Genomic DNA, 23,547 nt, shown 5'->3' with positions numbered 1-23,547 from the left:
GTCGACTCGGTCTGGAGACCCCACGGACACCTCGCGGACAGACGCCGGCCCGGGCTACAGGCTGGTGGCCGAGACGATCGACTTCCGTATCGCAGTGCGCTTTATCAGGACGAAGCCGACGAAGATCGCGACGAACCCCGCGACGACCGGCAGGCCGATCACCCGTCCGAGCAGCAGGTAGCTGAGTCCCGTCGCTGCGACCGGTTCGAGGTAGCCGATGAGGTTGATCTCGGCGGCGCCGACGCGGTCGAGCAGCTCGAAGTAGATGAGAAACGCGACCGCGCCGGCGATCAGCCCCAGATACGCGAGCGACCCCGCGACGATCGGCGTCCAGGTGATCGCAGCGAGCGCCTCGCCACGTGCGATCGCGGTCACGTGCAACAGCGGTGCACCGGTCAGCATCGCCCAGGCCTGCAGACTCTGTACCGGAATGGCGGTCCGGAACGGCCGGGTGAGCACGGCGCCGAGCGCCCAGAAGGTGGCGGCCACGAACACCAGGCTGACGCCGACGACGTTCGCCGACAGCAGGTTCGACGGGTCGGGCTGGCTGACCAGCCCGATGCCCACGAGGCCACACGCGAACCCGACGAGGCCGACGGCGGTGAGTCGATCACCGAGGAGCGCGCTGGCGAAGACGGCGGTCAGCACCGGGCTGAAACTGATGATGATGGCGGCGACGGCACCGGAGATGTACGGCACACCGAGGTACAGGAACGCGTGCGTCCCCGCGATCAGCAGGCCGCCCGCGATGCCGACGACGAGCCACTCGTCGTTTCGATGGGGGCGCCAGTGGTCGGTCGAGACGACCGCGTAGCCGAGCATGACGGCGCCCGCGAGATAGAACCGGAAGGACGCAAAGAGCAGCGGCGGGAAGTCCGCCAGTCCGACCTCGATGGCGACGAATGAGCCGCCCCAGATGAGTCCGAGCAGCAGGAACAGCCCCGTCGTCGACGCCTTACTCATTGGTGGGACCAGTGACGGGGCGGCGATATACATTACGGAACCGGGGCGACGCGTGCACGACGTCCCGTCAGTACGCTGATAAGGGTGGCGGGAGTCGTCGGGGTATGGCCACGGATTTCCAGCGGATCGGGCTCGGCACGTACTCCGAAGCGAACCGGGAGCAGTGGGTGGAGCACGTGTCCCGGGCGCTCGAGGCCGGCTACCGACACATCGACACCGCGGAGGTGTACGGGAACGAGACGTACGTCGGCGAGGGGATCCGACGTGCCGACGTCCCGCGCGAGGACGTCTTTCTCGCCACGAAGACGGTCCACGAGGTGAAGCCGGGGCCGGAACGCGAAGACGTCATCGAGGGCGTCCGGGGGAGTCTCGACCGGCTCGGGACCGACTACCTCGACCTGCTGTACGTCCACTGGCCGGCCGACCTCTACGACCCGGAGACGACGCTGGGGGCGTTCAACGAGCTCTACGACGCGGGGACCATCCGTCACGCCGGGGTGTGTAACTTCGAACCCGATCAGCTGGAACGCGCCCGCGAGGTGCTCGACCCGCCGCTGTTCGCCAACCAGGTCGAGATGCATCCGCTGCTCCAGCAGGCGGACCTCCTCGCGGACGCCCAGGCACACGACTACTGGCTCGTCGCGTTCTGTCCGCTCGCTCAGGGCGCGGTGTTCGACGTGCCCGAGGTCCGCGAGGTCGCCGACCGACACGGCGTCTCTCCGGCCCGGGTGAGTCTCGCGTGGCTCTTATCGAAGGACAACGTCGCGGTCATCCCGAAGGCGTCCAGTCCCGACCACCTCCGTGACAACCTCGCCGCGGCGGACCTCGGCCTGGACGACGCCGACCTCGCTCGCATCGACTCGATCGACCGCGAACGACGGATCATCGACCGGGAGTACGCGCCCTGGAACCGCTGACCCGACCGGTCCCCGTCATCCGACGGGGTGCAAAGAAATAAGCCACCACCCGCCGCAGGCCAGCTATGGTCACTCTACAAGACCAGCTGGCCGAATACGGCCACAACGAGTTCAAGGCGTTCCGGGACGACGAGGTCGGGCTGAAGGGGTTCGTCGGCATCCACGACACCACGCTCGGCCCGGCGGCCGGGGGATCGCGGCGCTACGCGTTCGCGTCGGAGGAGGAAGCCGTTCGCGACGTCCTCAGACTCTCGCGGTCGATGACCTACAAGTACGCCATCTCGGGGATCAACCTCGGGGGCGCGAAGGCGGTCATCTGGGTCGACGACCCCGACCACTGTACCGAGGAGCTCTACCGGAGCTACGGGCGCATCGTCGACTCCTTCGGCGGCCGGTGGATCACCGGGGCCGACGTGGGCACGGACGACCGCGAACTCCGGTGGATAAACATGGAGACGGACTACGTCGTGGGACTCCCCGAGCAGTTCGACCACCCCGAGGGGTTCCACGGCGGCGGCCTCGGTGTCGTCCGCGCGATGGAGGCCTGTTGTGACCTGGCCTACGAGGACCGCGACCTCTCGGACTGTCACGTCGCCGTCCAGGGCGTCGGTGAGATGGGGATGGCGCTCGTCCAGTACCTCGCAGAGCGCGGGACACAGATCACGGTCGCCGACGTGAGCGAGGCCGCGACCGACCGCGCCGAAGACGAGTTCGGCGCCACCACCGTCTCGACGGATGCGATATTCGACGTCGACTGCGACGTGCTCGCCCCCTGTGCGCTCGGGGGCGCCCTGAACGACGATACGATCCCGCGCCTCGAGTGTGACGTCGTCTGTGGCGCCGCGAACAACCAGCTCGAGGACGAGGACGAGCACGGGACCATGCTCCACGAGGCGGGGATCCTCTACGCGCCGGACTACCTCGCCAACTCCGGCCGCACCATCGACGACACCGACCTGCTCCGGAAGGGCGGGTACAACCACACGAGGTCCCGGGCGATGATCGACGAGATATACGACCGGATGGTCGTCATCGGCGAGCGGGCCGAGCGGGAGGGGCGCCCCACCTACGCCATCGCCAACGAGATCGCCCGCGAGCGAATCGAGGACGTCGACTCGGCCCGGAAGAAGGTCACAGAACGCCGCCAACCGCAGTGGTGACCTAGCTCAGGTCCCCTTGCTGCCCCAGCCGAACGCCAGCCAGCCGCCGTCGGCTGTCAGCACTTCGCCGGTCATGTAGTGGTCGCCCGCCGCGAGAAACAGCGCGCAGTTCGCCATCTCCTCGACAGAGCCGTAGCGGTCCAGCGGCACGCGGTTGCGGATGTGCTGGTCCTCGTAGCCGTAGTAGGGCCAGTCCGACCGGTCGGGGGGGTCCTCGTCCTCGTCCTCGTCGTCGCTCTCCCTGGTCTGTTCGTCCATCGCGGTCTTGATGAACCCCGGCGCGAGGGCGTTGACGCCGATGTCGTGTTCGGCCAGTTCGACGGCTAGCGCTCGAGTCAGGTTGTGTACGCCGCCCTTCGTCGCGTTGTAGGGGGCGCGTCCCTGCACGCCTATCTCGCCGAAGATGCTCCCGACGTTGATGATCTGGCCGCCCGTCTCCTGTTCTATCATCTGGTTGCCTGCGGCCTGCGCACCGAAGAACACGCCGGTGAGGTTGATGTCGACGACCTGTTGCCAGTCCTCCGGGTCCATCTCCATGGCTGAGTCGATGACCGTCGTCCCGGCGTTGTTGACCATCACGTCGACCGAGCCGAACTCGTCGATGGCCGCCGCGACGAGGTCGTCCATCTCGTCGCGGTCGGTCACGTCCGCCTCGACCGCGATGGCGGCGCCGCCGTCGGCTTCGATCTCGTCGGCCGTCGACTTCGCCCGGTCGTACGAGCGCGAGTTCGTCACGACGTTCGCGCCGGCCGCCGCGTATCGCTTCGCGATGGCTGCGCCGATGCCGCTGCTCGATCCGGTGACTACCGCCGTCTCTCCTGTGAGGTCCTCTGGCATGCCCCATGATTTTCGGCCAGCACATATAATACTATACGCTATGCTGGGCGGGACGTGGGGGGCCGCCATCTCGATACGCCACCTCGCTCACGGTGGCCCTCGGTACGATTCACCCCGGACGGTTTCGAGCGGCCGGCGCGAACCTGTCGACCATCGACCGTCCACAAACGTAATGGGTGGACGCGACGGGACCTACGTATGGTCGACTACGAGCACACGCCGGTGACTGTCAGCGAGAAGCGCGCCGTCGTCGTCGGTGGGACGAGCGGCATCGGCGAAGCGATAGCGCTCGGGTTCGCGGCCGACGGGGCCGACGTCATCGCCACGAGCCGGAGCGAGGAGAACGTCGAGACGACGGCCGCGGCACTCGAGGAACGTGGCGCCCAGACGGCCCGCGTGACCTGCGACGTGACCGACCGCGGTTCGCTCGACCGCGTCCGCGAGACGGCCGTCGAGGAACTCGGCGGTATCGACGTGGTCGTCGCCTCGCAGGGCGCCATCTCCCGGGAGACGGTCCTCGGCATCGACGACGACTCGTGGGAATTCGTCACCGACGTGGCACTCGACGGCGTCCGGACGGTGACACAGGCGCTGGTCCCGGGGATGGACGACGGCGGGTCCGTCGTCAACATCTCCTCGCTGGCCGCCAGACTCGCGATGGCGAACCTGCCGGCCTACTCCGCCGCGAAGGGCGGCGTCGAGGCGTTCACGCGCGCGTCGGCGAAGGAACTCGCACCGACCGTCAGGGTCAACGCCATCGCACCCGGGTTCGTCATCACGCCCCAGAACGCCGAGACGTACGCGAAGGGGACCGACAAGCGGGCCGAGATCGACGAGCGAACCCCCCTCGGGCGAGTCGCCGACCGGGAGGAGATCGTCGGCGCGGCGATCTACCTCGGGAGCGACGCGTCGTCCTACGTGACTGGCGAGGTTCTCACGGTCGACGGCGGCTTCGGCGACAGCGCCTTCTGACGGAGCGGCTGCGTAGCCGCGTCGACGCGTCCGTCGGGGCCGTTGGGGCCGTCGCCCTGCCCCGAACCGTCCCCGTCCAGCGTCCCTGCCGGGGCATTTATCACTCTTCCACGACTCTACCGAGCCATGTCCGACCAGAACCAGCCCGGCGTGTATCCGGTCCCCGAGGAGACGGTGCTCGAGGCGTGCCACGACCGCCCGCTCCCGGAGATGGGGACCGTCAGGCAGACGTGGGAGACGGACCCCATCCCCGACGACGATGTGGCGGCAGTCGCGGCAACCACATTGGACGACCTCGCCCTCGAAGGGGTGCCTGACGGCGGCTCGGTCGCCGTCGGTGTCGGCAGTCGCGGTATCAACAACCTGCCGGCGATCGTCCGCGGCGTCGTCGACGAGCTCCAGGCGCAGGGGTACGAACCGTTCGTGTTCCCCGCGATGGGGAGCCACGGCGGCGCGACCGCCGACGGCCAGCGGGCCAAACTCGATGCGCTCGGCGTCAACGAGGAGACCGTCGGCTGTGAAGTCAGGGCGACGATGGAGGTCGTCGAGGTCGGACGGACGCCGGAACGGGACATCCCGGCGGTCGCCGACGCGAACGCGGCGGCGGCCGACGCCATCCTCCCGATCAACCGAATCAAGGCCCACACAGACTTCCAGGGTGCGGTCGAGAGCGGGCTCTCGAAGATGCTCGTCATCGGGATGGGCAAGCAACGCGGCGCCAAGACCGCCCACGAGTGGTCCGTCGACTGGAGCCTCAGTGAGATGCTGCCCGAGATATCCACGCTCCTCCGGGAGGAGCTCCCGGTCGTCGGGGGCGTCGCCATCGTCGAGGACCAGCACGACGACACGGCCATCGTCGAGGGCGTCCCGCCGTCGGGCTTCCTCGACCGCGAGGCGGAACTCCTAGAGAAGTCCTACGAGCTCATGCCCACGATCCCGTTCGACGAGCTCGACGTCCTCGTCGTCGACCAGATGGGGAAGGACATCAGCGGCTCCGGCATGGACACGAACGTCATCGGGCGGCTCGTGTTCGGATTCGACGAACCGGAACCCGACCGGCCCGACATCAAGCGCATCTACGTCCGGTCGCTCACCGACCCCTCCCACGGGAACGCGACCGGGCTCGGCTCCGCAGACCTGATCCACGCGGACCTCCTGGAGTCGATGGACGTCTCGAAGTCGCTGATCAACTGTATCACGGCCAGCACGCTCCCGGGGACCCGCGTGCCAGCCCCGGTCGCGTCGGACCGGGCCGGACTCGTCGCCTCGCTCTCGACCGTCGGCGTCGTCGGTCCCGAGGACGCCAGAGTGGCACGGGTCACCGATACGATGCGGCTCGAAGAGCTGTACGTCTCCGAGGCCCTCGTCGAGGAGGCCCGGGGGCGACCCGACCTGGAGGTCACCAGGGAGCCCGCTCCCATCGAATTCGTCGACGGCTCGTTCGCCGCGCCCTCGCCGGTACCCCGGGACCACTGAGCCGCCGATACAGCCGACGCTGCGTGCAGGGATTCCGGGGAGACGTTGTCGCTCCCGGGGAACCGGCGACGAGGCGCCGGGCTCTCACCAGGAGGTGATCTCTACGTCGCGAAGGGGCCGGTCGAGCGGAATCGAGACGTCGCCGCCCGTGTAATGTGAGATGTAGAATCCGACGATGATCTCAAGCGAGCGCTTGGCCTCCTCGCCCGTGGAGTGGTTCTCCGCCGTCCCATCGAGCAGCGCCTCGACGTGCTGTGCTGCGTTTGCAAAGGAGCGCGTGTAGTCGTCTTCCCAGGTCCATGCGCCCTCGATACCCGGGAGTGACTCCTCGACGTAGCCGTCGCCGTCGTGGTTCCAGTAGCGCCACTCGCCGTCGTCGTTGTTCATGTACAGCTTCCCCTTCGACCCGATGAAGTTCAGCGTCATCGAGGACTCGTCGCGCGGGGGCGTACAGTCGATCGTCGTGAACGTCCCGTCGTCCATGACGACGTAGCCGCCGCCGCCCGAGTCGTCGACTGTCTGTCCCGCCTCCAGCGTGTCGACGGCCTGGTTCTCGCCCGTGATGTACCCGCTCACGTCCTCGGCGCGGGCGTCCAGCAGGTAGACGAGCGTATCGAGGAGGTGCGTCGAGTTCCGGAGCAGCTCCATCCGGAACTGGGTCGCCACCGAGTGAACGTCCCCCAGCAGGTCGCCGTCGCGCATGTGCTCCTCGAGGGTCTGCAGCTTGTCGGTGAACCGGAACGAGTGGTTGATGACGAGCTCCGTGCCGTGGTCGTCGCACAGCTCGATCATGTTCTCGGCGTCGGTCACCGAGGAGGCGATCGGTTTCTCACACCAGATCACGTCGGGGTCGGCCTCGGACCGGACCGTGTCGACGACGTGGTCGTGATGGAGGAACGAGGGCGTACAGACGGAGACGACGTCGAGGTCCTCCGTGGCCAGCATCCCGTCGTGGCCGACGTACCGACGTTCCGGGGGGATGTCCCACGCCTCGCCGAACGTGGCGAGTTTCTCCTCGTCGACGTCGGCGACGGCGACGAGTTCGATGTCGTCGGTGTTGTTGTACCCGCCCGCGTGACTCGAGTCGATCTTCTCCTTCCCGATGGCGTCGTCGTCGTGGAAGCCCAGCACACCCATTCCCGCGATGCCGCCTGCACCGATGATGCCTGCTCTGTAGGTCATGCGTGTTCGTGGGTGATTGCCGATTCGGGACCGCTGGTGCCCGCGTGACCGCGCGGGTGACTCAACTGCGTGCAATTCGTACCGTCGATCAGTGGGGTCACGAGCGGGAATTATTCGTGACCACGCTTAAAGGTATCCGGTCGACCGGAGCGCTCGGCGTCCCCAGAGTCGCCCGCTATACCGATATACTGTCACATCTCCCCAGCGGCGGGGCACCGATTCTCCCCGGTGTCGGACCCCGAGACTGCCCTCGTCGGGTTGCTCGTGCTGATGACGGCCTCTCGGCGCCGGACCGGTGCCCGCTCGGTCTCGCCGGCCCACTACGCCAAAAACCGGACCGCCCAGAAGATGGCCATCCCGCTGATGATCGTCGCCAGCATGTTCTCGGTCACCCAGGCGACGACGAACGCGCCGACGCCGGCCAGGAGCTGTTCGTTCCCGACACCGACGGCGGCTCCGTCCAGAACGACGAAACTCGGGGCGACCAGCGCCGCCAGAACCGCGGCGGGGACGTAGTCCAGTACCGGTTCGAGTCGCGTCAACAGATCGCCGAGCCGCTCGAACAGGAAGATGAACGACGCGCGCAGTGCGAAGGTGGCCAGGCCACCGACGACGACGACCATCCAGATGAGCCAGTCGGACGAGGGGGTCACTCGCCGCTCACCCCGTCCAGCACGGCCCCCAGGAGCACGGCGACGACGGCGGCGACGAAGAGACCGAGGTTCACCGGGAGCTCCGCACCGACGACGGCGATCGCCCCCGCAGCGACGGCGACCACCGCGTTCGTCCGCTCTTTCATCTCCGGAACCAGAATTGCGAGGAAGGTGAGCGGGATGATGAACTCGAGTCCCCACCGATCCGGGACCGTCGCTCCGAGGACGACCCCCGCGACGGTTCCGGCCTGGAACGCGACCCAGATGGCGGTGCCGAGCCCGAGGAAGTACCACCGCAGCGAGACGGACCCGTCTGTGGCCTCTGCCTCCGTGATTGCCAGCGCGTACACGTGGTCGGTGAGGAGGTAAGAGAGCACGCCGCGCCAGCGGACCCCGAGGTCACTGAAGTACGGCGCCATCGAGGCGCTGTACATCACGACCCGGAGGTTGATGACGACGACGGTCAGGACGACGACCGCGGCCGGCGCGTGCTGGCCGATGAGTTCGATGGCCGCGAGCTGGGAGGTGCCCGCGAACAGCACCAGCGACATCGCGACCGCCTGCAGCGGGGTTATCCCCACGCTGACCGCGACGACGCCGAAGATCAGGGTAAAGGGGAGTATCCCGGGTAACACCGGCGCCATCGTCCGCACCCCGGCGACGAAGTCGTCTCGCGCGGTCATTACGTAGGCAACGCGGTGTACTATCATAAAACGATTCGCCTTCCAGCGACGAGGCGCCGATGCTGCTGCCACAACAAGGGTTAAGTACGAACGAGGACTCCGCTTAGGCGATGCAATTTGTCAGATACAGTGCCGGCGGTGCCGGCCACTGGGGTGTGCTCGACGGCGACGACGTCCACTCACTGGCCGATCACCCGGCCGGGCCGCCGTCGCTACAGGACATCACGAACGACAGCTACCGGTCACACGCCCGGACGCTCGTCGACGAGGGGGCGCTGACCACGCTCCCGGTCGCCGACGTTCGCCTGCTCGCCCCCGTTCCCGAACCGGGGAAGATCGTCTGTGTCGGGATGAACTACCGGGACCACGCCGAGGAACAGGACGAACCCATCCCGGACAAGCCGCTCCTCTTCGGGAAGGCCCCTACCGCCGTGACGAACCCGGGCGCGCCGATCCGCCGCCCGCCGGAGATCGAGGAGGTCGACTTCGAGGTCGAACTGGGCGTCGTCATCGGCCGGGAGGCCCACCGCGTCGACGCCGCAGACGCGGAGTCGTACGTCGCGGGCTACACCGTGGTCGACGACGTGAGCGGTCGGGACGCGCAGTTCGAGGACGGCCAGTTCCTCCGCGGCAAGAGCTTCGACACCTTCGCGCCGATGGGACCGGCGCTGACGAAGGGCGGCGACTTCGACCCGAACGCCACCGACGTCGCCTGTCGGGTCAACGGCGAGACGATGCAGTCCTCGAACACGTCGGAGTTCATCTTCGACGCCTACGAGCTCGTCGAGTACATCAGCCACGCGATGACGCTCCGCCCCGGCGACGTCATCTCGACGGGCACCCCCGGCGGTGTCGGCATCTTCCGCGAGCCGCCTGAACTGCTCGAGGCGGGCGATACCGTCGAGGTCGAAATCGAGGGGATCGGCACGCTGTCGAACCCGGTCGTCGACGGCGAGTAACCGCTCGGCGACGGCGGCGACCCAGCGACGGGTCCCTTCGCCGTTCCAGACCCGTAGCGGCTGCTATTGGACACGAAATCCGGCGGTGACCGGGCGTGGACTGAACGGGCCACGCCATTCGGCCCCCACCGGAGACCTCCACCCGCCGGTCCAGCGGACGCCGCGAGGTATCACTCGCCTGGGCCCCCCATCGTGTCGCCCGGCAGGGTCCGTAGAGATAATACGGCCGGGGACTGATGTCCCCGTATGCGTGGGCTTGCCAAGACCAGCCGTGGTCACGCGTCAATGGAGCTGATCGACCGACCGAAGCCGGACCCGGCCCCCGACGAGGCACTCGTCGCGGTGGACTACGCCGGCATGTGTGGAAGCGACGCCGGCATCTACGAGTTCGAGTCGGCCTTCGAGCGGATGGACCTCCCGACCGTCATCGGGCACGAGTACGCCGGACGCGTCGTCGAGGTCGGCGACGCCGTCACGAAGTTCGCGGTCGGTGACCGCGTCGTCGAGCGTCCGATCCGCGCCTGTGGTGACTGCTACCAGTGCGATATCGGCGAGGAGAACGTCTGCCAGAACGCGGTCATCACCGGCGTCGACCACGACGGGGCTTACGAGCCATATCTCGCCGTCCCGGAGCGCGCGCTCCACCCCGTCCCCGACGACGTCGAGCAGCGATACGCCTCGATGGTCGAACCGACGAGCGTCGGTGCGCGCGCCGTCATCGAGAACTCGCGGGTCCGCGCCGGCGACCGCGTCATGGTCGAGGGACCGGGACCGATCGGCCTCCTCACGGCCCAGATCGCCCGCGCGCAGGGCGGCGACGTCGTCGTCACCGGCGTCGGCCAGGACGCGGACTACCGACTCCCGCTCGCCGAAGACCTCGGGTTCGAGACGATCAACGTCGCCGACGACGACGCGGAGGGTCGGCGGGACGAACTGACGGACGGCGTCGGGTACGACGTCGTCTTCGACACGACGGGCCATCCCTCCGGACTCACCGGGGCCGTCGATGCGGTGCGCAAGGGGGGCCAGATCGTCCTCGTCGGGCAGACCGGCGAAACCACGATGCCGTACTCCCCGCTCGTGCGCGGTGAGATCGACGTCCAGTGTTCCTACGCCTCGACGTATCGGGACTTCGAGCACGCCCTCCGGTTGATCGGGCGGGGCGAGGTCGACGCAGCGACGTTCGTCGACGATCGGTTCTCGCTGCTCGACGCCGACGAGGCGTTCGAGGCGTTCCTCGCCGGTGAAACGGTGAAACCGGTGTTCGACGTCTCCGAACTCCGGGCGTAGCGGTCGACGGAACCTCGAGAACCCACCGCGAGCGCCGGCGTCGCTCCTCGCCCGGGCTCGGGACACACAGACGGCCCGGACGCGGCCGAGTGCCCGCTCGGGAACGTCGAACGCGTCCGCCGCCGGACCGCGACGACCGCCGGCGCCCCCGTGAAGCGTCTGCATGGAACACCGATAGAACCAAGCATCGATAGGAATTGGTCTCGTATGTCATGTCACATCTCAGCGGCAAGACTGCCATCGTCACCGGGTCGAGCGCGGGCATCGGGAAGGGAATCGCCGAGCACTTCGCCTCCCAGGGGGCGAACGTCGTCGTCAACTCCCGCTCGCAGGAACGCGCAGCGGCGGCGGCGACCGAGATCGCCGACGAGACGGACGGCGAGGCGATCCCCGTCGCCGCCGACGTCACCGACGAGGACGCCATGTCGGCGCTCGTCGAGACGACGGTCGAGCGGTTCGGTGCACTGGACGTCATGGTGAACAACGCCGGCATCACGACCATCGGCCCCGCAGAGTCGTTCGACGTCGACGAGTTCCGCCGGATCGTGGACGTCAACCTCACCGGGACCTTCGTCGGGTCGAAGGTCGCCGGCAAGCAGTTCATCGACCAGGGCGAGGGTGGGGCCATCCTCAACATCTCGTCCCTGATGAGTACGCGCGGTCTCCACCGGCGGTCCCCCTACTGCTCGTCGAAGGCCGGCGTCAACAACCTCACCCGGACCCTCGCCGTCGAGTGGGCCGAACACGACGTCCACGTCAACGCGCTCGCGCCCGGATACATCTGGACGGAGATCACGGACCAGACACAGGGGTCGGCGGGCTACACCGACGACGACATCCGCGACCGGACGCCCCTCGGACGGTTCGGTACCGTCGAGGAGATGGCCGAGTGCGCGGAGTTCCTCACGAGCACGCGGAACTTCGTCACCGGCGAGGTCCTCTACGCCGACGGCGGGTGGAAGGCCTACGCGTGGGGCGCAGGCGACCAGTGAAACTGTGGCCCCGTAACCGGACTGCCACGCCGGGTACCGCTCCAGTGGTACGATGGTCCAGCAGGCGATGCTCCGCTGTCTCGACGACACGAACCGGTTCGAACCGTCGCGAATCAGTGGAACCGGGCAGCTCTGTCCTCACGCGGTGACGACGTCGCGGCCGACACCCTGAGCCCCCGTCGATTCGAACCGGAGAGCCGCGAGCACACGGTCCGGGAATCCCGAGCCATCCGGCTACTCTTCCTTGCCACTCGGTAACATAACCCGTTTGGCCTGAGTGAACGTGCCGATACCAGTGTCCCACTTCGCACGGAACGTGTTCCTAGATGACGACAAGGCGCTATCGAGCGGTGCGCGCAGTTCAGACGGGGTGTCGTTCTCGGTGACTTGACCGAGGGACGAACTCGCCGCCTCCGGGTGTTTCTATCGGTTGGGACGACGAGTCGAGTATCGAGACGTCTCGGCGAACAGCAGTTCCGGACTGCTGAACACGATTTCGATATTTGATTACTTGGTGATATCTGTGGGCACCTATGCACGGAATCCAGTGAATCTATCGACGGTCCGTTCACTACTGTTGAATAGTTGAAACCAGTCGGTCGTGCGGACGTGACGACGCTGTTCGCGCCCGAAACTCGCTCAATCGCACCACCCGGAACTGTCCCGCGACGCTCGCACAGGATGCTCACAGGTGGAAGGAGAGAACGACCTCCCAGGTCCGATTACTGTTCCCGGACCTCGATGTGCCGGTTCTCGACCGACGGTTCGCGTTCCCCGACGAGGGGGATCTTCAGCGCCCGCACCGTATCGCCGGCCCGATTCGGTACACGGCGGGGTTCTCGGGGGCAACTCAGCCTTGCCGGTTCCACAGAGAGTCCCCTGACACCTGGTTCTGCGACGCAGTCCCCCGGACGCGGTCGATCTCGACTCGCATCATTGCTGACATCATCGCGCATCAGACACAATCTTTCATTGAATTACGTTCATCTGGGGTGAACGACAGCTGCGACCAGTCGCGTCGCGGCTCGCATCGTCTGAACCCTGATAGTAACGGGTGTACGCCTGTTATTGAAAGTTCGGTCGGCCGGTTCGGACACGGTTCCCGCCGGCTACTTGACCTCCGAGGGGGCGGTAGACCCTCTACTCTTCCCGGGCACCGCTGACACCATCTCGTGTTCGCAGGGCTCTCGCTCGGTGCCCAGCGCCAGTACTGGTCGTGCACCTGATATTCCGGATGCCGGCCGCCCGGCTCGGACGGGCTCTCGCTGGCACTCCGGGTTCCGGGCCGCCGTCCGAGGCGCTATCCGGGTACTCAACTGCGTTCGAACCGTCCGACGGCTCGCAGGGTGCCACGACGGCCGATCGGCCGTCCTTGGTCCGACGGCATCGCGTTCCTCACGGTCCAGCCTGTCGGTCGACTGACCCCCGACTATTCGGGGGCCGACACGACCAGCCTGGGGTAGCTCTCCGTTCGCCCGGTGTGCCGGGTCGGACGCTCTCGGGCGTGGCTGCCGAGACGCCAGCGGCGCTCGGCGGCGGTTCTCTCCTCGCCGCGCGGGTGGACCCCGCGTATCCGCTGACCGGCACGTTCGTGACGCCATGCGATACTCAGCGGGCCGTCGGGTACTGCTAGAACGGAGCATCTGTCGAGCTGTCCGACGGCGTCCCGAAACTGGCGACGCACGACGTCTGCTGCTACTCCGCGGCTTCTAACACCAAAGAAAGACGATACGACGGCAGTTTGAAGCCTTCTACCAGTTCGAGCCTTACCTTCTCGAAAATATATCCAATACTAGAGTTTGTGAGTCGATATAGTAACTATATCTGTTTATTATGGGCGACTAGACACTAGATACTGTCGTAAACTTGGAATACGAGTAACTAAAACGTCTAAACCCTATCTTATAGCCGTACAGTTCGCAGATCTGGATGTACTTGCGCCCGGAAGAGATCACTCTCGTACAGTGTGGAACGTTCCTCTGTCGGCGTCGTCCAGGGAGCCTCTCCGGCCCGGCAGGGCACAGAGAACCGACGATGTCGACGCTACACCGTCCAGCCGAAAAGTAATCATTAAACCGCGCGCCGACCGACCGTCCGGATATGCAACGACGAGCCGCCGCGGCATACTTCGTGTTCTTCCTCGTCGTCAGTGTCGCAGCCTACGCGTACATTGGCGTCGCGGAGAGTCAGCGGCCGGAGGTGAACCTCGACGAGACCGCCGAACTGACCAACGGGAGTACGTTCACCGTCGACGGGACGACCTACACGGCATCGAACATCCACATGGCGTCCGGCGGCGGTGGACACGGTGGCGGCGGGTCGATGGCCGCCGAACTGGCCTGGACGAACGAGTCCGCCAGGTTCACCCAGACGGTAGAGCACAACACGACGACGACGTACCAGAACGAGACCTACCTGGTGCTGACCGACAACGAGACCAGCACGGTCACCCTGCGCCAGGAGCTCAACGTCTCCCGGCTGCTCCGCGAGGACCCGGCAGTCAGGAACTCGCTGGCGACCCAGAACGGGACCCAGTACGTCGTCTACCGCGAGAACGAGACGCTTCGCCCCCTCGAGGAGTGGCTCCCCGAGCCCGAGACACTGAAGTTCTCGCCCGGCGACACCTACGAGGTCACGACCGACAGCGGCACCCAGCAGGCGACCGTCGCCGCCGTCTCCGGGAGCGGGGCCACCCTCGAGTGGACCGGCCCCGAAGAGCAGACGCGCGAACTCAGCGAGGGCGGCAACGTCACGCTGAGCGGCCAGCAGTACTTCGCTCACTTCCCGGACCACAGCACGGTCCAGGTCGTCAGCGTCGAGGAGTATCCGGAGTACCAGACGACACTCGAGCGCCAGGACTACTTCCACGAACGCAAGAACGGCCTCTGGGGCGTCTCTATCCTGAGCGGTCTCGCCGCCGTGTTGCTCCTCGGGATGGCCTACATGCCGACCCGCGGCTGAGAACTCGTCGTTTCGAGCGCCGCTGGATTCCCGATTTTCGGCCCCGGGCGCGTACTTACTCCCGCCCCGTCCAGCTGACGTAGGCGAGGGTGAGTCCGACGACGGCCATCAGGACCGCCCCGACGACCTGGACCGCCGCCGAGACGACACTGGCGTGGGTGGCCCACGGCGCACCCGCGATGGTCCCTAGCGCCGCCAGGACCAGAAAGGCCCCGACGCCGACACCGAGCGGTTCGAGCGTGTCCGTGACGTACTCCGATCGGAGGTTCATACTGGCCCTGTCCACCGACGCGGTGGTAAATGGTCCGGTCTCCGGTCGGCAGGGACCAACAACGCAGCACGTTCGCGGGGGTCGACAGACCCATCGGCGTCTGTCGGGAGTCGAGCCGGAGGCAGACGTGCTCGCTTCGCTGCGCGCGCATTCCAGCGTTCAACGCCCTCCGTACCGGCGGCACTGCTCACTGTCGTTCGCAGGACGACGGGGAGGGAGTTGAACAACGGAAAGACGATGGTCTCGCTCCGCTCGACCCTGCGACTTTCCTGGTTCGACGCCTTCCTGCCGGTTCGCTCACTGACTCGCTGCGCTCGTCAGTTCGCTGCACGGGCCGGGAGGGAGTTGAACCCCCGACCATCTGGTTAAAAGCCAGACGCTCTGCCTAACTGAGCTACCGGCCCACGGTACTCGCTGGGGGGACAGACGGCTAAGGCCTTACGGTCCGTCGCCGAGCGTCGATTCGAGGGACTCGGTGACGACGGCACTCGGGTCGGTGGCGTCCAGGGCCGCCTCGCGGCGGAGTTTGCAGTAGGCGTCGCGGTCGATGTGGACCGTGAGTTCGCCCAGCGTGTATCCTTCCTCGGCGAGAGCGGTCTCGACCGACGCGTCGTCGTTGACCCTGCTTGCGACCGCGCGGATCTGGCGGACCGTCAGGTCGTGGTCGAGGGCGGCCCACGCGAGCAGGAGGCGGGCCTCCCCGGAGACGCGGGCGATGTGTTTCGCGGCCGTCGGGGCGATCTCGCCTTTCGCGACGTGGATGCGGATCGAGCGCGGCAGGTCGTGGACGCGGGACCACTTGCGGATGAACGAGACGGTCGCGTCGCCGCCGGCGCGGGCGGCGGCCTCCTTGTAGGACCCTTCGCCGCGGACCAGCGCCGCACACGCCGCAGCACCCCGGAGCATGTAGACGTTGTCGTCGGCACCGGCGGTGTTTTCGGAGAACCGGCGGACCGTCTCGGCCGCGAGTGCGAGACTCTCGGGGTCGTCCGGGTCGAACTCGACGGCCTCCTTGGCCCGCTGGCCGGTCAGCGTCGGATCGCCACGGATGACCGGTTTCCCGACCGGCGACTCCCGGTCGGTCGACGGCGCGTGGTCGTCTGGCCCCTCTGACATCAGTACGGTGTTGGCGGCCGACTCATAAAAGCGTCCCGTCAATCGTCGGCGGCGGGACTCTCGCGCTCCTCGCTCAGGTGCTCCCAGATCTCGGTACAGCCACAGCCGTCCTCGACATCCTCGAGGTGGTCGGTCGCGGGCGCTTCGGCTTCGGCGTCGGTCTCGGCGTCAGTTTCGTCGTGGGTCTGGTGTGCCTTCGTCATCGTTGCTCTCTCGGCCGGGCCGGGCGCGGCCCGACCCGCTGGTGTCCCACTGTATCACCCCGTCCCTCTTAATGGCGGTCTCCCCTGCAACAACGACCAGCACTGCGGCCTACAGGCAACAGATTCCGCTATCTTGTGCACGCCCCTCAGCGTGCCAGCGCGTGCCACCCACCGCGGGACGGGAGGGGGACGACCCGGTCTCCGGTGAAACTTGCGACCGGCGACGGGCTAAGGTACGCCGGCGACCTAATGAGATGTAATGACGACCGACGTTCACCAGCTCGACGACGGGGCCTGGATCTCGGTGAACGACGCCCGCGAAGTGAACGTCTCGGACCTGTGGTTGCTGGCACGGAGCGACTTCTGTGGGTGCGAGACGACCGATTTCCTCGCCGAGGGATTCGTCGAGGTCGGCGTCGACCACCCCGATATCCAGGCGCGTATCGCCGGGCAGTGTATCGCGTGTGGGGTCAGCGGCGTCACGGACTGGCTGACCGTCGGCCGCGTCGTAGACCCGAACGCGGGAGAGTTCTACGGTGTCGTCCCCGAGAGCGTCCATTTCCCGGCAAAGCGCACCCGCCTGGCCCGCCCCGAGGAGTAGGCAGGATTCTCCGTTTTCCGGTAGTGGGGGAGACGGTTGACGGCAAGGAGCGTCGTATAAGGGTGGCTCTCTAGAGGTTGGCATACGACTAACGATGCCGAGCAAGGTAGAACACTGGAAGGACGACGTCTACGGTACCGAGATCCGCGACCACCTCATGGAGTTCGCCCAGCAGGGCTGGGACGCCATCCCGGACGACGAGCAGGACGCCTGGTTCGAGCGGTTCAAGTGGTGGGGGCTGTACCACCAGCGTTCGGGCCAGGAGTCGTACTTCATGATGCGCATCGGAACGCCAAACGGCGTCATCGAACCGGGCCAGCTCGAGGTCATCGGCGAGGTCGCAAAAGAGTACGCACAGGGCCCCGCCGAGAACCCCGAGTTCGGGGACGCCTACTGTGACTGGACGACCCGCCAGTCCATCCAGCTGCACTGGATCAAACTCGAGGACGTCCCCGAGATCTTCGACAAACTGGAGTCCGTCGGCCTCTCGACCCAGCAGGCCTGTGGTGACTCCTGGCGCAACATCGTCGGCTGCCCGGTCGCCGGCAAGGACAAACACGAGCACGTCGACGCCTGGCCGGTCGCCGAGGACCTCCACGAGACGTTCAAGGGCAACGACGACTACGCGAACCTCCCCCGGAAGTGGAAGGTCGCCGTCACCGGCTGTGACGAGGGCTGTGGCCAGGGCGACATCAACGACCTGGCCTTCGAGCCCGCCGAGAAGGACGACGAACTGGGCTTCAACGTCCGCGTCGGCGGCGGCCTCTCCCGGAAGGAGCCGCGGCTCGCGCGCTCGCTGGACGTCTGGGTGCCCCCCGAGCAGGCCGCCGACGTCGCCCACGGCATGTCCGCGCTCTTCCGCGAGTACGGCGACCGCGAGGACCGCTTCAACGCCCGCATCAAGTTCCTCGTCGACGAGTGGGGCACCGAGAAGATGCGCGAGGTCCTCCAGGACGAGTTCGTCGACTTCGAACTGCCCACCGCGGGCGAGGACATGCGCGACCAGTACACCTACAACACCGGCACCCAGGATGGCCACAACGACCACGTCGGCGTCCACGAACAGCCAGACGGCAACTACTACGTCGGCCTGAACGTCCTCGTCGGCCGGATGGGCGCCGACGACACGCTGGAACTGGCCGAACTCGCCGACGAGTACGGCTCCGGCGAGGTCCGCCTGACCCAGCGCCAGAACGTCATCGTCACGGACATCCCCGAGGACGACCTCGAGGACTTCCTCGCAGAGCCGCTGCTCGAGGACTACTCGCCCGACCCCTCGCCGTTCATGCGCGGCTCCATCGCCTGTACGGGCACGGAGTTCTGTTCGCTGTCCATCGTCGAGACGAAGAACCGCCAGGTCCGCTACGCCCGCTGGCTCAAGGACAACGTCTCGCTCCCCGCGGACCACGACGAGTTCCACATCCACCTCTCGGGCTGTACGGCCTCCTGCGCCCAGCCCCAGATCGCCGACGTCTCCCTGCGCGGGATGAAGACCCGCAAGGACGGCGAACCGGTCGAGGCGCTGGACATCGGCCTGGGCGGCGGCCTGGGCGACGACCCGCGCTTCGCCGACTGGGTGAAGATGCGCGTCCCCGCCGACGAGGTGCCCGGTGCGATCGAGAACCTCGTCGCGAACTTCGAGGAACGCCGCGACGGCGACGAGACCTTCCGTGACTTCGTCGAAGCGCGCGACGAGGAGACGCTGGCCGAGCTGGTCGAACCCGAGGAGACCGACTACCACGATCCGTACATGCACAACACGAAGATGACGTGGTACCCCTACGCCGAGGACGACGACATGGACGCTTCGCCCGCGCCGACCGACGGGCAGGGCCAGCCGATCGCCTCGGACGACTGACCGGATCAGCACCCCGGCGACGATTCGGGCGTCTGACGGCCGTCTGACGCGATTTTATATCCAATTGAACATAAGGTATGTCTGTCATGTCTTCACAGGTGGGGACCGAGGCGGGGGAACCGCGAGCACGGACGCAACACCGAACGGGCAGCGAGACGGGTCGCGCGGTCGTCGACGCGGTCGCCGAGGCGGCGGGGACGGCCCCGACGGCGCTTCCGAGTCTGACCGACGTGGTCGACCCGGACGCGCTCGACGCCCTCTTCGCGGGCGACCGGGCGAACGGTGAGGTGACCTTCCGCTACGCCGGCTACCGCGTCACCGTCTCGGCCGACCGGCGGGTCACCGTGGTCGAGTCCGCAGAGTGACGGCGACGGGGACAGGCAGGTCTACAACCAGCATCCGGCGGCGAAGCCGCCGGTTCACCGGACTCGAGGTCGAAGACCGAGAGTCCGTCTCGTTCGCCACCGGAAGACTCGCTTCGCTCGTCTTCTGAGCCTCGCTTCGCTCAGTAAGACCACGTTTTTCAGGGGGCGGGTTTGCGGGTCTTCGACCCGCAACCGTTTGACGTGACGGCGAAGCCGCCACGCTACTCCCGCAGCGCCGCTTCGCAGCGCGAGGAAACCCGACGCCGAAAACGGTGGGTGGCAAGCCTTATCGGCACCAGTCGTCTACTCGGCAGTGGCAGAGGGAGGCCGGCTCCCGTGCCGCGAGGCATGAGGAAAGTCCCCCCACCCGTCGAACAGGTGACCGGGCGCAAGCCCGGGGCGGGAGACCGTCGGCGATGGAACAGCAACGACACGTCGTCGCGAGACCGATGAGGTGCGCGGATCCCGAGCGACGGGGCGTTGTGTCACACCGTGGCACGCACGCCCCGGAAGCGACGGAGCGTTAACCCACCGAGGGCCACCGTTGGCCGCCTGACGGCGCCCGACGCTCGCGACGGACCGATGGAACGGCGAATCCTCACCGGTGCAAGGCCGCGTCGACAGGTAGTTCGACACCGCGCGCGAGCGCTCGGACGTGGCCGCTGAGCCGAATGCCGGCCCGAACAGAAGGGGGCTTACTCCCCTCAGCCGCGACGCTGCGAGTGTCTACGCCGTATCCGGCGAGCGCACAGCGACGCTAGCGATGGTTACAAGCACGGCCCGCCCGGAGTGGCGGGTATGGACGCAGCGGCCCTCATCGACGACGTCACCGACGACCAGCAGACCGAACTCTCGCGTATCGGGTCCTCGAAGACGCTGTACGCCGACACGCGGGGCGAGATGGACGCAGACACCGTCTTCGCCGCCGCGGCCGCCCGCGAGGCCGCCGCCAGCGGGACGTTCGCGGCGTGGGCCGACGACGAGGAGCACGACGAGGCGGCAGCGCTCTTCGCCGAGACCGCCGAGGCCGCCGAGAGCCGCCTGGCGAGTCTCGACGCCGAGCCCGCCGACTGGACGCCGGCGATGCACGACACGCTCGACGACCTCGAGGGCACCGTCGCCCGCCTGGGCGGCCTGGTCGCCTGGACGCTCGTCGACAAGAAGGTCAAGGAACAGCTCACTGGCTTTTTCACCGGACAGGCCGACCCGCAGACGGCGAGCACGTTCCGGAGCGCCGGGGGCGACGTCGTCGACCTGCGCGAGGACGTGAGCGACCTGCTCGATGCCGTCTGCGACGGCGAGGACGACTGGGCGAACGCCCGGGAAAGCGCGACCGCCGTCGTCGAGGCGGCCTACGACGAGTTCTTCGAGACGCTCGAGGACCTCGGCGTCAACCCCAAACCGGTCTGCTGACCGGGCCGGGAGAGCGTACTGCTCAAGACGTTCCAGCCCTACCCCCACACAATGACCGACGCCGGAGGCCCGCTCTCCATCGACCGACCGGACGCAGACAGCGAGTTCCGGGTCGACGCCCCGTTCGACCCGGCCGGCGACCAGCCCGAGGCCATCGAGCAACTCGCCGCGGGCTATCGCGACGGGATGGACAAGCAGACCCTGCTGGGCGTGACGGGGTCGGGCAAGACCAACACCGTCTCCTGGGTCGTCGAGGAACTGCAGACGCCGACGCTCGTCATCGCCCACAACAAGACGCTCGCCGCCCAGCTGTACGAGGAATTTCGAAATCTGTTCCCGGACAACGCCGTCGAGTACTTCGTCTCCTACTACGACTACTACCAGCCCGAGGCCTACGTCGAGCAGACGGACACCTTCATCGACAAGGACGCCTCCATCAACGACGAGATCGACCGCCTGCGCCACTCGGCGACCCGGTCCCTGCTCACCCGCGACGACGTCATCGTCGTCGCGTCGGTCTCGGCCATCTACGGCCTCGGTGACCCGCGCAACTACGTCGACATGTCCCTCTCGCTCGAAGTCGGCCAGGAGATCGACCGCGACGAGCTGCTGGGTCGCCTGGTCGACCTGAACTACGAGCGCAACGACGTCGACTTCACCCAGGGGACCTTCCGCGTACGTGGCGACACGCTCGAAATCTACCCGATGTACGGCCGCTACGCCATCCGCGTGGAGTTCTGGGGCGACGAGATCGACCGGATGCTGAAGGTCGACCCCCTGGAGGGGACGGTCGTCCGCGAGGAACCCGCGGCGCTGGTCCACCCCGCAGAGCACTACTCCATCCCCGAACAGCGCCTCGAACGCGCCATCGAGGAGATCGAGGAACTGCTCGAACAGCGCATCCGCTACTTCGAGCGCCAGGGCGACGCCGTCGCCGCCCAGCGAATCGAGGAGCGCACCCGATTCGACATCGAGATGATGCAGGAGACCGGATACTGTTCGGGCATCGAGAACTACTCGGTCCACCTCTCGGACCGCGAGACCGGCGAGGCACCCTACACCTTGCTCGATTACTTCCCCGAGGACTTCCTGACCGTCGTCGACGAGTCCCACCAGACCCTGCCCCAGATCCGCGGGCAGTTCGCTGGCGACAAGTCCCGCAAGGAGAGCCTCGTGGAGAACGGGTTCCGCCTGCCGACGGCGTTCGACAACCGCCCGCTGACCTTCGAGGAGTTCGAGGCGAAGACCGACCGCACGCTGTACGTCTCGGCGACGCCTGGCGACTACGAGCGCGAGCACAGCGACCAGATCGTCGAGCAGATCGTCCGCCCGACCCACCTCGTGGACCCCGCCGTCGAGGTGGCGTCGGCGACCGGCCAGGTCGACGACCTGCTCGCCCGCATCGACGAGCGCATCGAGCGCGACGAGCGCGTGCTCGTGACCACGCTCACCAAGCGGATGGCCGAGGACCTCACCGAGTTCATCGAGGAGGCGGGCGTCGACGTCGCCTACATGCACGACGAAACCGACACGCTGGAGCGCCACGAACTCGTCCGGTCGCTCCGTCTGGGCGACATCGACGTCCTCGTCGGTATCAACCTCCTCCGGGAGGGCCTGGACATCCCGGAAGTCTCGCTCGTCGCGATTCTGGACGCCGACCAGCAGGGGTTCCTCCGGTCGGAGACGACGCTCGTCCAGACGATGGGTCGGGCGGCCCGGAACGTCAACGGGGAGGTCGTCCTCTATGCCGACGAGCGCAGCGACGCGATGAACGCCGCTATCGAGGAGACCCAGCGCCGCCGGCGCATCCAGCAGCAGTTCAACGAGGAACACGGTCACGAACCGACGACCATCGAGAAGGCCGTCGGCGAGACGAACCTCCCCGGGAGCAAGACCGACACCAGCGGGGTCGCGAGCGACGGCGCGGCCGACGCAGACGAGGCCGAACGGATGGTGGCGGACCTGGAGGAACGGATGCAGGAGGCTGCCAGCAACCTGGAGTTCGAACTCGCCGCGGACATCCGCGACCGCATCCGCGAACTGCGCGAGGAGTTCGACCTCGACGGCGGTGACGAGGAGGACGGCGGCGTTCCCGCGCCGCGCTCGGAGTTCTGAGCGACGCCCGGCCGCCGACGGGGGAGTGGTCCCGGAGTCGGGGCAGCGACCAGACTCCTTATCCCCCAGCCACGCGTCTCGACGATATGCCGATCACAGCAGGTGACACCGTCACCATCGAGTACGTTGGCCGCCAAGACGACGGTACCGTCTTCGACACCTCCCGCGAGTCTGTCGCCGAGGAGGTGGGCCTGGAGACGGCCCGCGAGTTCAGCCCGCTCACCGTCGAGGTCGGGTCCGGCCAGGTCATCGAGGGCCTGGACGATGCCCTCGAAGGCATGGACGAGGACGACACCGACACCGTGACAATCCCGCCCGAAGCGGGATACGGCGAGCGAAGCGAGGATCGGGTCGTCGAGTACGACGCCGGGGAGTTCGCGGCGATGGTCGAGGGCCACACGCCCAGCGAGGGGATGCAGATCCAGACCGAACAGGGTCTCCCGGGGACCGTCACCCACGTCGACGACGAACTCGTCAGGGTCGACTTCAACCACGACCTGGCCGGCGAGACGCTGACCTTCGAGGTCGAGATTATCTCGGTCGAGTGACCGGGTCCCGGA

General features: G+C 67.1%; 22 protein-coding genes, 1 tRNA gene and 1 other RNA gene. 15 read left to right on the top strand and 9 right to left on the bottom strand.

Translation table 11 applies throughout. The features are described from left to right. Nucleotides 1-54: 54 nt before the first annotated feature. Nucleotides 55-963, bottom strand: a complete 909-nt coding sequence (locus P1K88_RS00930; protein WP_276411827.1) for a DMT family transporter — start codon at nt 961-963, stop codon at nt 55-57. A 104-nt stretch (nt 964-1,067) separates the two neighbouring features. Here P1K88_RS00930 and P1K88_RS00925 point away from each other — a divergent pair, with 104 nt between their 5' ends. Both P1K88_RS00925 and P1K88_RS00920 read left to right on the top strand, forming a co-directional pair. After that, nucleotides 1,068-1,880 (top strand): aldo/keto reductase, encoded by an 813-nt coding sequence (locus P1K88_RS00925; protein ID WP_276411825.1) that lies wholly within the window; start codon nt 1,068-1,070, stop codon nt 1,878-1,880. Between the two features lie 65 nt (nt 1,881-1,945). Continuing rightward, the gene (locus P1K88_RS00920; protein ID WP_276411824.1) at nt 1,946-3,040 is read left to right on the top strand and encodes a Leu/Phe/Val dehydrogenase; all 1,095 of its coding nucleotides are present in this window, start codon (nt 1,946-1,948) and stop codon (nt 3,038-3,040) included. Between the two features lie 6 nt (nt 3,041-3,046). On the opposite strand, the gene P1K88_RS00915 is transcribed toward P1K88_RS00920, so the two are convergent. After that, nucleotides 3,047-3,877: an SDR family NAD(P)-dependent oxidoreductase gene (locus P1K88_RS00915; protein ID WP_276411823.1), complete on the bottom strand. Its 831-nt coding sequence runs from the start codon at nt 3,875-3,877 to the stop codon at nt 3,047-3,049. Between the two features lie 198 nt (nt 3,878-4,075). Here P1K88_RS00915 and P1K88_RS00910 point away from each other — a divergent pair, with 198 nt between their 5' ends. After that, nucleotides 4,076-4,849 carry an SDR family NAD(P)-dependent oxidoreductase gene (locus tag P1K88_RS00910; protein ID WP_276411821.1) on the top strand — a complete coding sequence of 258 codons (774 nt, stop codon included), beginning with the start codon at nt 4,076-4,078 and terminating at the stop codon, nt 4,847-4,849. Nucleotides 4,850-4,975: 126 nt separating this feature from the next. After that, a complete protein-coding gene (locus P1K88_RS00905) occupies nt 4,976-6,325 on the top strand; it encodes a nickel pincer cofactor-dependent isomerase, group 22 (RefSeq protein ID WP_276411819.1) in 1,350 nt (449 codons plus the stop codon). Between the two features lie 84 nt (nt 6,326-6,409). Here P1K88_RS00905 and P1K88_RS00900 read toward each other — a convergent pair whose 3' ends face one another. The 3 genes from P1K88_RS00900 to P1K88_RS00890 all read right to left on the bottom strand — a co-directional run bounded on the left by P1K88_RS00900 (nt 6,410) and on the right by P1K88_RS00890 (nt 8,843). Further along, nucleotides 6,410-7,507 (bottom strand): Gfo/Idh/MocA family protein, encoded by a 1,098-nt coding sequence (locus P1K88_RS00900; RefSeq protein ID WP_276411818.1) that lies wholly within the window; start codon nt 7,505-7,507, stop codon nt 6,410-6,412. A 320-nt stretch (nt 7,508-7,827) separates the two neighbouring features. Next, a complete protein-coding gene (locus P1K88_RS00895) occupies nt 7,828-8,160 on the bottom strand; it encodes an AzlD domain-containing protein (protein ID WP_276411816.1) in 333 nt (110 codons plus the stop codon). Beyond that, nucleotides 8,157-8,843, bottom strand: coding sequence for an AzlC family ABC transporter permease (locus tag P1K88_RS00890; protein WP_276411815.1), 687 nt, complete (start codon nt 8,841-8,843; stop codon nt 8,157-8,159). The genes P1K88_RS00895 and P1K88_RS00890 overlap by 4 nt, the downstream gene beginning before the upstream one ends. A gap of 110 nt (nt 8,844-8,953) precedes the next feature. Between P1K88_RS00890 and P1K88_RS00885 the strand changes: the two genes are divergently transcribed. The 4 genes from P1K88_RS00885 (at nt 8,954) to P1K88_RS00870 (ending at nt 15,045) form a co-directional block, all read left to right on the top strand. Beyond that, complete coding sequence (locus tag P1K88_RS00885; protein ID WP_276411813.1) at nt 8,954-9,802, top strand: fumarylacetoacetate hydrolase family protein; 849 nt, start codon at nt 8,954-8,956, stop codon at nt 9,800-9,802. Nucleotides 9,803-10,048: 246 nt separating this feature from the next. Continuing rightward, nucleotides 10,049-11,092, top strand: coding sequence for a zinc-dependent alcohol dehydrogenase (locus P1K88_RS00880; RefSeq protein WP_379786682.1), 1,044 nt, complete (start codon nt 10,049-10,051; stop codon nt 11,090-11,092). Nucleotides 11,093-11,304: 212 nt separating this feature from the next. After that, nucleotides 11,305-12,084, top strand: a complete 780-nt coding sequence (locus P1K88_RS00875) for an SDR family NAD(P)-dependent oxidoreductase (RefSeq protein WP_276411811.1) — start codon at nt 11,305-11,307, stop codon at nt 12,082-12,084. Nucleotides 12,085-14,184: 2,100 nt separating this feature from the next. Continuing rightward, nucleotides 14,185-15,045, top strand: a complete 861-nt coding sequence (locus P1K88_RS00870; RefSeq protein WP_276411808.1) for a hypothetical protein — start codon at nt 14,185-14,187, stop codon at nt 15,043-15,045. A 55-nt stretch (nt 15,046-15,100) separates the two neighbouring features. Here the strand turns inward: P1K88_RS00870 and P1K88_RS00865 are convergent, their stop codons facing one another. From P1K88_RS00865 to P1K88_RS00850, 4 genes are all read right to left on the bottom strand, one after another. Beyond that, nucleotides 15,101-15,316 carry a DUF8123 family protein gene (locus P1K88_RS00865; RefSeq protein WP_276411807.1) on the bottom strand — a complete coding sequence of 72 codons (216 nt, stop codon included), beginning with the start codon at nt 15,314-15,316 and terminating at the stop codon, nt 15,101-15,103. A gap of 330 nt (nt 15,317-15,646) precedes the next feature. Then, nucleotides 15,647-15,720, bottom strand: a tRNA-Lys gene (locus P1K88_RS00860). A gap of 34 nt (nt 15,721-15,754) precedes the next feature. Continuing rightward, complete coding sequence (locus P1K88_RS00855; protein WP_276411805.1) at nt 15,755-16,432, bottom strand: DUF7119 family protein; 678 nt, start codon at nt 16,430-16,432, stop codon at nt 15,755-15,757. A gap of 38 nt (nt 16,433-16,470) precedes the next feature. Further along, entirely contained in the window at nt 16,471-16,635 is a 165-nt protein-coding gene (locus tag P1K88_RS00850) for a hypothetical protein (protein WP_276411803.1), read from the bottom strand. 259 nt (nt 16,636-16,894) lie between these two features. Here P1K88_RS00850 and P1K88_RS00845 point away from each other — a divergent pair, with 259 nt between their 5' ends. The 7 genes from P1K88_RS00845 (at nt 16,895) to P1K88_RS00815 (ending at nt 23,535) form a co-directional block, all read left to right on the top strand. Beyond that, entirely contained in the window at nt 16,895-17,236 is a 342-nt protein-coding gene (locus P1K88_RS00845) for a DUF8134 family protein (RefSeq protein ID WP_276411802.1), read from the top strand. A 94-nt stretch (nt 17,237-17,330) separates the two neighbouring features. Then, on the top strand, nt 17,331-19,094 hold the full coding sequence (locus tag P1K88_RS00840; RefSeq protein WP_276411800.1) for a nitrite/sulfite reductase: 1,764 nt from the start codon (nt 17,331-17,333) through the stop codon (nt 19,092-19,094). 86 nt (nt 19,095-19,180) lie between these two features. Further along, nucleotides 19,181-19,459 carry a DdfA family disk-determining factor gene (locus tag P1K88_RS00835; protein WP_276411798.1) on the top strand — a complete coding sequence of 93 codons (279 nt, stop codon included), beginning with the start codon at nt 19,181-19,183 and terminating at the stop codon, nt 19,457-19,459. Between the two features lie 315 nt (nt 19,460-19,774). Further along, nucleotides 19,775-20,169: RNase P RNA component (gene rnpB / locus P1K88_RS00830), an RNA gene on the top strand. A gap of 88 nt (nt 20,170-20,257) precedes the next feature. Further along, on the top strand, nt 20,258-20,872 hold the full coding sequence (locus tag P1K88_RS00825) for a rubrerythrin family protein (RefSeq protein ID WP_276411797.1): 615 nt from the start codon (nt 20,258-20,260) through the stop codon (nt 20,870-20,872). A 51-nt stretch (nt 20,873-20,923) separates the two neighbouring features. Next, a complete protein-coding gene (gene uvrB, locus P1K88_RS00820; protein WP_276411795.1) occupies nt 20,924-22,987 on the top strand; it encodes an excinuclease ABC subunit UvrB in 2,064 nt (687 codons plus the stop codon). Nucleotides 22,988-23,073: 86 nt separating this feature from the next. After that, nucleotides 23,074-23,535, top strand: a complete 462-nt coding sequence (locus P1K88_RS00815; protein ID WP_276411793.1) for an FKBP-type peptidyl-prolyl cis-trans isomerase — start codon at nt 23,074-23,076, stop codon at nt 23,533-23,535. Nucleotides 23,536-23,547: the final 12 nt, after the last annotated feature.

The sequence above is a fragment of the Haloarcula halobia genome (assembly GCF_029338255.1).
Classification (GTDB): domain Archaea; phylum Halobacteriota; class Halobacteria; order Halobacteriales; family Haloarculaceae; genus Haloarcula; species Haloarcula halobia.
The sequence above is the reverse complement of the archived record's forward strand: the minus strand, read 5'-3'. Positions and strand labels throughout refer to the sequence as shown.